This window comes from Microcystis sp. BLCC-F209 (assembly GCF_041928595.1).
Lineage (GTDB): Bacteria > Cyanobacteriota > Cyanobacteriia > Cyanobacteriales > Microcystaceae > Microcystis.
The window spans coordinates 1-8,922 of sequence record NZ_JBHFLL010000097.1; the positions used below are offsets into that span (position 1 = coordinate 1).

At 42.3% G+C, this 8,922-nt stretch carries 9 protein-coding genes; 2 read left to right on the top strand and 7 right to left on the bottom strand.

Annotated features, from left to right (window positions below):
* Positions 1-247: 247 nt before the first annotated feature.
* Positions 248-652: an 8-oxo-dGTP diphosphatase MutT gene (gene mutT, locus ACE1AQ_RS06310; RefSeq protein ID WP_012263846.1), complete on the bottom strand. Its 405-nt coding sequence runs from the start codon at positions 650-652 to the stop codon at positions 248-250.
* 103 nt (positions 653-755) lie between these two features.
* Here mutT and ACE1AQ_RS06315 point away from each other — a divergent pair, with 103 nt between their 5' ends.
* A complete protein-coding gene (locus tag ACE1AQ_RS06315; protein ID WP_002760450.1) occupies positions 756-1,079 on the top strand; it encodes a 30S ribosomal protein PSRP-3 in 324 nt (107 codons plus the stop codon).
* Positions 1,080-1,306: 227 nt separating this feature from the next.
* Here the strand turns inward: ACE1AQ_RS06315 and atpC are convergent, their stop codons facing one another.
* The 4 genes from atpC to ACE1AQ_RS06335 form a co-directional block, all read right to left on the bottom strand.
* The gene (gene atpC, locus ACE1AQ_RS06320) at positions 1,307-1,723 is read right to left on the bottom strand and encodes an ATP synthase F1 subunit epsilon (protein ID WP_002735380.1); all 417 of its coding nucleotides are present in this window, start codon (positions 1,721-1,723) and stop codon (positions 1,307-1,309) included.
* A gap of 74 nt (positions 1,724-1,797) precedes the next feature.
* Positions 1,798-3,246: a F0F1 ATP synthase subunit beta gene (gene atpD / locus ACE1AQ_RS06325; protein ID WP_008202669.1), complete on the bottom strand. Its 1,449-nt coding sequence runs from the start codon at positions 3,244-3,246 to the stop codon at positions 1,798-1,800.
* Between the two features lie 517 nt (positions 3,247-3,763).
* Positions 3,764-4,192 (bottom strand): Imm30 family immunity protein, encoded by a 429-nt coding sequence (locus tag ACE1AQ_RS06330; RefSeq protein WP_106908728.1) that lies wholly within the window; start codon positions 4,190-4,192, stop codon positions 3,764-3,766.
* Complete coding sequence (locus ACE1AQ_RS06335; protein ID WP_106908727.1) at positions 4,183-4,479, bottom strand: hypothetical protein; 297 nt, start codon at positions 4,477-4,479, stop codon at positions 4,183-4,185. The genes ACE1AQ_RS06330 and ACE1AQ_RS06335 overlap by 10 nt, the downstream gene beginning before the upstream one ends.
* Positions 4,480-5,387: 908 nt before the next feature.
* On the opposite strand from ACE1AQ_RS06335, the gene ACE1AQ_RS06340 reads away from it, so the two are divergent.
* Positions 5,388-5,528 (top strand): hypothetical protein, encoded by a 141-nt coding sequence (locus tag ACE1AQ_RS06340; protein ID WP_008202673.1) that lies wholly within the window; start codon positions 5,388-5,390, stop codon positions 5,526-5,528.
* Between the two features lie 175 nt (positions 5,529-5,703).
* Here ACE1AQ_RS06340 and recQ read toward each other — a convergent pair whose 3' ends face one another.
* Positions 5,704-7,815: a DNA helicase RecQ gene (gene recQ / locus ACE1AQ_RS06345; protein ID WP_106908726.1), complete on the bottom strand. Its 2,112-nt coding sequence runs from the start codon at positions 7,813-7,815 to the stop codon at positions 5,704-5,706.
* Between the two features lie 108 nt (positions 7,816-7,923).
* The gene (locus ACE1AQ_RS06350) at positions 7,924-8,535 is read right to left on the bottom strand and encodes a DUF3318 domain-containing protein (RefSeq protein ID WP_008202677.1); all 612 of its coding nucleotides are present in this window, start codon (positions 8,533-8,535) and stop codon (positions 7,924-7,926) included.
* Positions 8,536-8,922: the final 387 nt, after the last annotated feature.

Below are 8,922 nucleotides of genomic sequence, written 5' to 3' on the forward strand. Positions count from 1 at the left end.
GCTTAATTGCTTAAGTCTGACTCTTTCTCCACGTCCGTTTTGAGTGTCCGGATGCCCTCCGGCCACTTTGAACAAGTCGAAAAAATCTAATGTTCAACCTTATTTCCTAGAAAGTTTTACTCGTTCAAGGCCGAATTTGAATTCTTTTCTGAACAAAACCCCCTACTATCTGTTGTCAAGGTTCAGTTTTTAGCTTGGTTATCGCTTTTTCCATTGTAGCTTAAAGCCGTCCTAAAAGGACGGGGTTTTAACCCAAATTTTCGATAATCTCTTGATTGGCCGCGGGGAAAGTGTAATTATCTAGTTCCTGGATAGTTACCCAGCGGATTTCTTCACATTCGATCGCCCGCGCTTCGCCGCTGAGATAACGACAGTTATATACTTGTAGATTAACCCGAAAATGACTATAGGTGTGATCGATGGTGATTAAATGACTATCCACTGCGATTTCAATGCCAATTTCTTCTAATACCTCCCGTTTAATACATTCCTGCACCGTTTCATTGCCTTCGATTTTGCCACCGGGGAATTCCCAAAAACCGCCCAGGAGTCCCTTGGCTAGACGGCGATCGATTAAAATTAAATCTCGATCATCTCTAATTACGGCCACACCGATTTGTTTACAGGGTAAAGAGTCTGTTTCTGGAATCATAGCGGTTATTAGCGAAAAAATCGGAAAAAATAGTTAAAAACTGACTGCGGAAAATTGAGTCAAAAGATGATATAATCGAGAATTGTACGATTAACGATTAACAATGACAGTCAGTTCCGAATCAAAGTTTATTTTAAAAGTATTGTGGTTAGATCAGAACGTAGCGATCGCTGTGGATCAGGTGGTCGGCAAAGGAACTAGCCCCCTCACCGCTTATTTTTTCTGGCCGCGCAATGATGCTTGGCAACAACTGCAAGAGGAGTTAGAAGCAAAACACTGGATTGATGAGTCCGATCGCGTTGATGTTCTCAACAAAGCCACAGAAGTAATTAATTTTTGGCAAGAGTTACGCAATCAAGGCCGACAAATCCCCATGGCCGATGCACAGTTAAAATTCCCCGAAGTTGTGTTTAGTGGTAGCAATTAATTTATCGAAAAAATCGGGTCTAAAACCTCGCCTTAAGGCGAAAAGTTTTTGGAGCGGGGCATAAATCCCCGTTACAAAAACGGCCTCCTGCCCCCTGCCTCCCTTAAGTCCGACTACTTAACTGATAACTGATAACTGATAACTGATAACTGATAACTGAAAAAGAATCGGGTAGGTTTATATAAACCCGCCCGATTTTGCTTGAATTTAATTTGATTTGGTTTGGTTTAAACCGATACTAAACCGCCGGCGGCCTGGTATCTAGCGCGAGCTTTGCGCCATGATTGTTGCGCTTGGATAGTTTTGCGACGGTCATCCCCTTTACTGACTTCATCGAGACGAGTTTGGGCCCGTTCGTATTCGGCGCGAGCTTTTTCCTTATCGATTTTTGAGCCTAATTCCGCCCCATTAACGAGGACTTTGATCTCATTATTTTCGACTTCAGCAAAACCGCCCAAAACTGCGATATTTTCCCAGTCTTTCCCCGGTCGAATTCGCATTACGCCAATATTCAGGGCAGTTAATAAAGGAGCGTGACCGCTAAGAATACCTAATTGTCCCGTGGAACTGGGTAGGATTACTTCTTCGGCCACGTTATCCCAGACAATGCGATCGGGTGTAATAACCCGTACTGTAATGCTCATTGGTGATAATAACGATAATTTTGGCAGATTTCTGGGTTAAGTAACCGCTAAACGCGGTTACTACTGACTTTTAATTAGCCTTTTTTGAGTTTTTCGCCTTTAGCGATCGCTTCATCGATATTGCCGACCATATAGAACGCTTGTTCGGGTAAGCTATCGAGTTCACCTTTGAGGATCATCTGGAAGCCTTTGATCGTATCAGCGAGAGTAACGTATTTACCCGGGGAACCGGTGAACACTTCGGCCACGAAGAAAGGTTGCGAGAGGAAACGCTCAATTTTACGAGCGCGGTCAACGGTGAGACGATCTTCTTCCGATAATTCGTCTAAACCGAGAATAGCGATGATGTCCTGTAACTCTTTATAGCGTTGCAGGGTAGATTGGACGGCGCGAGCGGTGCCGTAGTGTTCATCACCGACGATATCAGCTTGGAGCATGGTGCTGGTGGAACCGAGGGGATCTACCGCCGGATAGATACCTTTGGAAGCCAGACCGCGGGATAGTACAGTAGTTCCGTCCAAGTGAGCGAAGGTAGTAGCGGGAGCGGGGTCAGTCAAGTCATCCGCAGGTACATAGACCGCTTGGATGGAAGTGATCGATCCTTCTTTGGTGGAGGTAATCCGCTCTTGCAGGTCGCCTACGTCAGTGCCGAGGGTGGGTTGGTATCCTACCGCAGAAGGCATCCGACCAAGGAGCGCCGATACTTCCGAACCAGCTTGCACGAAACGGAAGATATTATCGACAAATAAGAGTACGTCTTGCTTGTTAACATCGCGGAAATATTCGGCCATGGTCAAAGCGGAGAGACCGACGCGCATTCTCGCTCCGGGGGGTTCGTTCATCTGACCGTAAACGAGGGCGATTTTCGAGTCTTCGGGGTTATCAGCGTTGATTACCTTCGATTCGATCATCTCGTTGTAGAGGTCGTTTCCTTCGCGGGTTCTTTCACCCACACCGCCAAAAACCGAGACACCCCCGTGTTGAATGGCGATATTGTTGATTAATTCCATCATAATGACGGTTTTGCCCACACCAGCACCCCCAAAGAGGCCGATTTTGCCCCCTTGACGGTAGGGGGTGAGCAAGTCAATTACCTTGATACCGGTTTCAAAAACCGTCGGTGTTACTTCAAGATCGACTAATTTGGGAGCGGGACGGTGAATAGGAGAGGTTTCGGTGACGTTAACCGGTCCTTTTTCGTCCACGGGTTCACCAAGAACGTTAAAAATCCGACCGAGGGTGCATTTACCCACGGGAACGCTAATCGCCGCGCCGGTGTCCACGATATCCATACCGCGCACTAAACCATCGGTGGTACTCATGGCAACGGCCCGCACTTGGTTGTCACCGAGTAACTGTTGTACTTCACAAGTAACCGATAGATTTTGACCGGCGGAGTTAGTTCCTTTTACGGTTAAGGCATTATAAATACGGGGCAGTTTGCCACTGGGAAATTCGGCATCGATGACAGGACCGATGATCTGGACGATTTTACCAACGTTAGTTTCTGTTGTCGCTACCATTGTTTATGTCTACTCTGGGTTTTAGCTGATAACTCCCACAAGGGGAAAGTCTTAATTTTTTGTAAAATTAGCCAATACTCAGCTTATCACGCTAGGGGATCAGATCAGTTATTTTCGCTATCAGCCCTCAGCAGTCGGTCGTCAGGAGACTCGGAGACGGGAGATTATTTTATTTGTTCCCCCCACTTCCCGCTTCCCGCTTCCCGCTCCCTGCTTAACAAACACAGGGGTTTGCCTTTAATTGAACGTTACCTCATGTCTCAAGGAGAAGATGGCCACAGTGTCGAGGGTTTAATTGCTCAAGATATAGGTTGGGATTTTTAAGGGGAAACTCTCTTTTAAAATTGGCGTTTACTTTTGATTTTATTACCCAATCCAGGCTTTTGGGGGGGTGGGGGAAGTCGCTGAGTCTCAAATTAAATTAATTAAGGTTGAACAAATGCCAGAAAAAGCGACATTTTTTAAGGGATTACAGATACCAAAATATCATTTTAATTTCTATAAGTCATACAAAAATTTAGGTTAAGATGACCTCCGAGGATGAATTAATATGATTTTTGACGCTTTCTAGTAAAAGTTGATACAAAAAATGAGGTGTTTTTTGATTGGCTAATTCCAGACTATTCTGATAAATTTTAACAGCAGATTCATCATTAATCATTCGATAGTGAATGATTTTTGTCCATTCTGGTGCAGTTATCATTAATTGAGGAATCACTTCAATAAAAGCTTGTATTTGTTGTTGGGGTTCAAAATCTTCTAAAAAATGCAATAAACTAAACATAATTTCAGGATGTTCACAGTTATCATCTAGGATAAGATGTAAGTCTTTTAAATGTTTATCATCAGGATATTTGGCAAGTTTTTCTAATGTTTCCTCAAATAAGTTAATTTCTTGGGGTGTTTTCATTAAGCGATTCTCTTGTAGGATTTTTATTAAATCCATGGGGTTGTTGCTCCTTGATCAAAAAAGGTTGACCAGGTAGTTTTATTAAGTTGAATGAGTTCTTGTAATCCCTTTCTAATATCTGCATTATATAATCCTTGACCTAGATAAATTGAGCGAATATCCCAAACTTCTTGTGCTAAGGTTTGTCGAGGGGAAAGGGTTAAGTCTGGACTTTTACCATAAGATAAGGTTTGACGATGACGACCGCCTTTTCCGGGGGATAAGTGTTCCATCATGATAGCAATTCCTTGATTAGTTGTGTAACCTTTGATTTTCGCTTTCATATACGCATTGGATGGTAGATGATGAGGGGTTAAGTTATCTCCTCTACTACCTAATTTTAACAAGTCGCCGTATGTCCCGACTTTTCCTTCTCCTGTCAGTAGTTTAAATTGAGTGATGTTGTCTCCTTATGATTATTTTAGGCCATAGGTTGATCATAGGTGAATAAAAATCTTATCGCTCTTCTATCTCGGAAAATCCCTGTCAACACATAAGTGCTGAAACTCTTATTTTATAAGCGAGCGCTCGCCTATTTTCTAACAACAACTCGAAAATTTAGTTTCTGTTAGTTATTGATCACCCGAAAGCTTGCCCCGAAAGAAAGCTAGAATTTAGACACGATCAGAGCTTTTTCCTGATAATTAAGCTTTAATGACCCATTTTCCTCTTTTCCCCCAACTCCAGTGCTTCCCAACCCAAAAAAGTAAGGCAGGCCTGAGCCTACCTTAAAACAAAGCGAGGTTGATCAACTTTGGGGATGCCGATGCAGTGGATGGAATCGGTCTCTTTACCATATATTGGCGATTATAGCAAGGGTTTTGCTGGTTGTATAGATTCAAATAAAAAATAATTTAAAGCTTGACCATAGAATTGAGTCTATGTATTGAGCCGCAAGAACTATCTCCTGTTAAACTGGGGTTAAACCTGAACCTCAGTTCGGGATTAGTCAAAATTCTGATGTTATCCTAGCTGATCAACCCTATTCTTTCGTGGAACCGATGGCAAAATCTCTTTAACCGTAACGAACCTTCATTCGGTAAAGATTTTCCTCCTCTTAATCGCCTCGGATAATTGTGCTGTAAGATATATTCAGTTTAAATTGTTTAGGCTCGCAATCGTAGATGAGAATAAATTTCGGTAGCTTTTGCGGCAATAGATCAATAATCTGAGGAAATTATCGGTTAACTATATGAATTCTGCTAAAATTATCGCCATTATCACGGGAGCGATTTCGATTTTAATCGCCATTGCCTATTTAATCCTAGTTCAGATTCTGGACTTTCGCAGCGAGATGATTCCCGCTCCCCTAGAAGTTATTTTTCCTGGATGATAAAAATCAGGGTTGAAAATGTTTCAACCCCAGAAAAAGCAATTTTTGAGTCGATTAACCCACTGGTTGTAACTGTAATTGCGAGAGGGTAGTGATACTAAATCTGGTTGTTAAAGACTGATTATCTATTATTGCTTTTAAAGTGGAGGATTGCATCAAAAGAGTTGCTCTGGCCCTATTGCCGTGGTCGTCTTTGCCAAGCAACAACTAATTTAATTTCCTCATAACTATAATTATCTCCCAGATTTTCTTTGAGAGTTTTCAGGGATTGATCGCCCACTTTTTTGATCGCTAAACGAATATATTCCTGTTTATTTTTAGAGACTAACTGATTAATATCAATTTCGTAACCTGCCTCCAGCAATTTAGCTAAATGTTCATAGATGGTTGAGACTTTTAAGCTTCTTTTGCGAGCGATTTCTTCCGCATTCAACCCATCTTGATAGTATTGGAGAGTGAGGAATTGAGTAGAGGGAAGACTATCCTGACAAAAATCATTAATTGCCGCTATAAATATATCCCCATACTGTTGTACTTTACTGTGTACTACTCCAGAAATTTGACGAAACTGCCCCAAATTCCGTGGTTTCGATTGGGCCATCAAACGCAGACTAGAATCATGGAAAATAACGTAGGGAGGAACCCCTTGACTATCGGCAATTTTTTTCCGCAGTTGCCGCAAGCGCTCGAATAATAAATCACTTTCCACCATATTGGGATTGTCGTCTCCCACGATTTGACCGTTAGCTTTTTGGGGGACGGCAATAAACACGGAACGTTGTTTCCGCATCACTTCCCAACTGTGTTGATTAAGTTTCAAGATTCTAAAATCGTCTTCAGTTTCTACTAATATATTTTGCTGGACAAGGGAACGACTTAAACGTTTCCACTCCTCCACAGTTTTATCTTTACCGATGCCATAAGTAGATAATAAATGATGTTGATATTGGCTGATTCTTTCACCTTTTCTTCCCCTCAGTACGTTGATTATGTGCATCATACCGAATTTCTGTCCCGTCCGCGCCACACAGGATAAAAATTTTTGTGCTTCGATCGTCCAATCCTGGTTATTTTTACCATTCCGACAGTTATCACAGTTACCACAGTTACCCGCAAAACTTTCTCCAAAGTAACCTAGTACGCTCGATCTTCTACATTCAGTCCCCTCGGCATAATCTAACACCTGTCGCAATTGTTGACGAGCTTTCTGCTGTTCATTTTGCTCGGTTTTTTGGTTAATAAAATACTCAATTTTTCTGGCATCGGCAAAGCTAAAAAAGAGGGTACATTTAGCCGGTTCTCCGTCCCTCCCCGCACGGCCAGATTCTTGATAATATCCCTCTAAATTGCGTGGTAAATCGTAATGAACGACAAAGCGCACATCCGGTTTATTAATCCCCATACCGAAGGCAATTGTTGCCACCATAATCTGCACATCATCCCGAATAAAACGGGTTTGATTTTCGCTTCTTTCCCGATCATCCATACCCGCGTGATAGGGTAGGGCATCAATACCATCTTTTTGTAACTGTTCGGCTACTTTATCGACGGTTTTACGGCTGATACAATAAACAATGCCAGACCCTTTTTGTCCTTTAATATATTGATACAATTGCTGATAGGATTTACTGGTTTTAGGTTGCACTTCATAATAAAGATTAGGACGATTAAAACTAGCAGTATGAATGGAAGTATCTCGCAATCCTAATTGTTGGATAATATCTTCTCTAACCTGTTGAGTAGCGGTGGCAGTTAAAGCCAGAATTGGCACGGAGGGAAAGCGTTGACGAACTTGTTTAATTTGTCGATATTCAGGGCGAAAATCATGACCCCAATCGGAGACACAGTGAGCTTCATCCACCGCTAAACAGGCTAAACCGAGGTAATTATCAATAACAGCTAAAAAGTCTAAAAAACTAGGCGATAATAATCTTTCTGGGGCGACATATAAAAGTTTAATTTTTCCTTGCAAGATTAAAGATTCTCTTTCTCTGACTTGTTTAGCGTTTAAAGTGCTATTGAGAAATGTTGCCCCGATGCCATTATCAGCTAAAGCAGTTACTTGATCCTGCATTAAAGCAATTAGGGGAGAAACCACCACCGTCACCCCTTTTTTGATTAAAGCTGGTAGCTGAAAACAGAGAGATTTACCGCCTCCGGTGGGCATAATTACTAATAAATCCTGATTGTTTAAAGCAGCCTCAATTATTTGGCGTTGATTCGGTCGAAATTGATCGTAGCCAAAGTGATATTTTAAGGCTTTTTCTAAAGAGTCAATTGCAGCCATTGGGCAAGGGGAAAAATATTTTTGTGGCAGTTATTTTAAGGTTAGGGATTTAAGTAGTCAGTGATCGGTAATCAGTAAAAAGAAAGCTGAGAGCCAAAACAACTGACTTTAAGATTGTCTCACCTGATCGGGAACACCTACAAAGGAGAGATTGGCTAATTTTTTCAGATTTTGACAGCGCAATAACTCGTTAAAGTTGAGACTTGATCGCCCTTCAATTTCAGCTATAGTCTCAATAGCCGATAATAAACTTTTGGCGGCCTCGGTTTCCGTGTAACCGCGTCTAACGGCCACTTTTAGGGCCGCTTCATCCGCGTCTAATTCCCGTTGGGGGCTGCGTTTTTCCCGCCAAATCCGGTTAATTGCCAAGGCAGTTAAACCCCCCGCCACTGCCATACCGACGGCATCGGTTTGCAGGGTTTCCACGGTTAAACCGATCATACCAGCCAGAGCAATTACTCGATCGAGATCGGGTTTAAACCATTTTACTGCTGTTAAAACAGAGACGGCCCTTAACAAGACTAAATCCCGTTGGGATCTTGATAATTGCCGCCAGAGGTCAAAATTAATTGGAATCGGTCTGACTCCTCTTTGCCAGGGTAGGGGAAAATTAGTTTCGATTACCTTCGGGCTTTCGGGTTTGCTGACAATGCGCGTCATCATCCGTCCCGAAGCAGGCATGAGGTCTAGTAAATGACTAATCTCGTTGTCTTGGTTCATCGATCGCCGGCCAATAGTCTTCGATTATTGAGTATAATCGCTTTCTGAGTTAATATCTCTTTTCCGACAATTTTCTCAAAGTTGAGTTTTGTTAAGATAGGAAAAACGCTGGGGTTTGCCGGCGGCAGGGACAAGGGGAGCAAAAATCGGTTCTTCCCTCAACAGGGATAAAGACAGAAGCCAAAAACCTAACTAATACTCTCTTAAAATTACTCATGACTTATGCTATGAGGAAATGTGCTAGTAAGTGTTGAAGGAGTTTATCGCCATGGTCGTGTAGAACTCACAGAAAGTCCCAATAACGTACCTCAAGGGGCTTGTGTAATTCTTACCTTTGTTAGCTCGAATGATATTAACTTGGCATCTCAAGGAATTGATAGAGAGCAG

What these genes read in the sequence shown, in the direction of transcription:
- ACE1AQ_RS06340 (WP_008202673.1), top strand. Translation starts at nt 5,388, where the DNA reads ATGAATTCTGCTAAAATTATCGCCATTATCACGGGAGCGATTTCGATT.
- atpC (WP_002735380.1), bottom strand. Translation starts at nt 1,723, where the DNA reads ATGAGCATTACAGTACGGGTTATTACACCCGATCGCATTGTCTGGGAT.
- mutT (WP_012263846.1), bottom strand. Translation starts at nt 652, where the DNA reads ATGATTCCAGAAACAGACTCTTTACCCTGTAAACAAATCGGTGTGGCC.
- atpD (WP_008202669.1), bottom strand. Translation starts at nt 3,246, where the DNA reads ATGGTAGCGACAACAGAAACTAACGTTGGTAAAATCGTCCAGATCATC.
- ACE1AQ_RS06335 (WP_106908727.1), bottom strand. Translation starts at nt 4,479, where the DNA reads ATGAAAGCGAAAATCAAAGGTTACACAACTAATCAAGGAATTGCTATC.
- ACE1AQ_RS06315 (WP_002760450.1), top strand. Translation starts at nt 756, where the DNA reads ATGACAGTCAGTTCCGAATCAAAGTTTATTTTAAAAGTATTGTGGTTA.
- ACE1AQ_RS06350 (WP_008202677.1), bottom strand. Translation starts at nt 8,535, where the DNA reads ATGAACCAAGACAACGAGATTAGTCATTTACTAGACCTCATGCCTGCT.
- ACE1AQ_RS06330 (WP_106908728.1), bottom strand. Translation starts at nt 4,192, where the DNA reads ATGGATTTAATAAAAATCCTACAAGAGAATCGCTTAATGAAAACACCC.
- recQ (WP_106908726.1), bottom strand. Translation starts at nt 7,815, where the DNA reads ATGGCTGCAATTGACTCTTTAGAAAAAGCCTTAAAATATCACTTTGGC.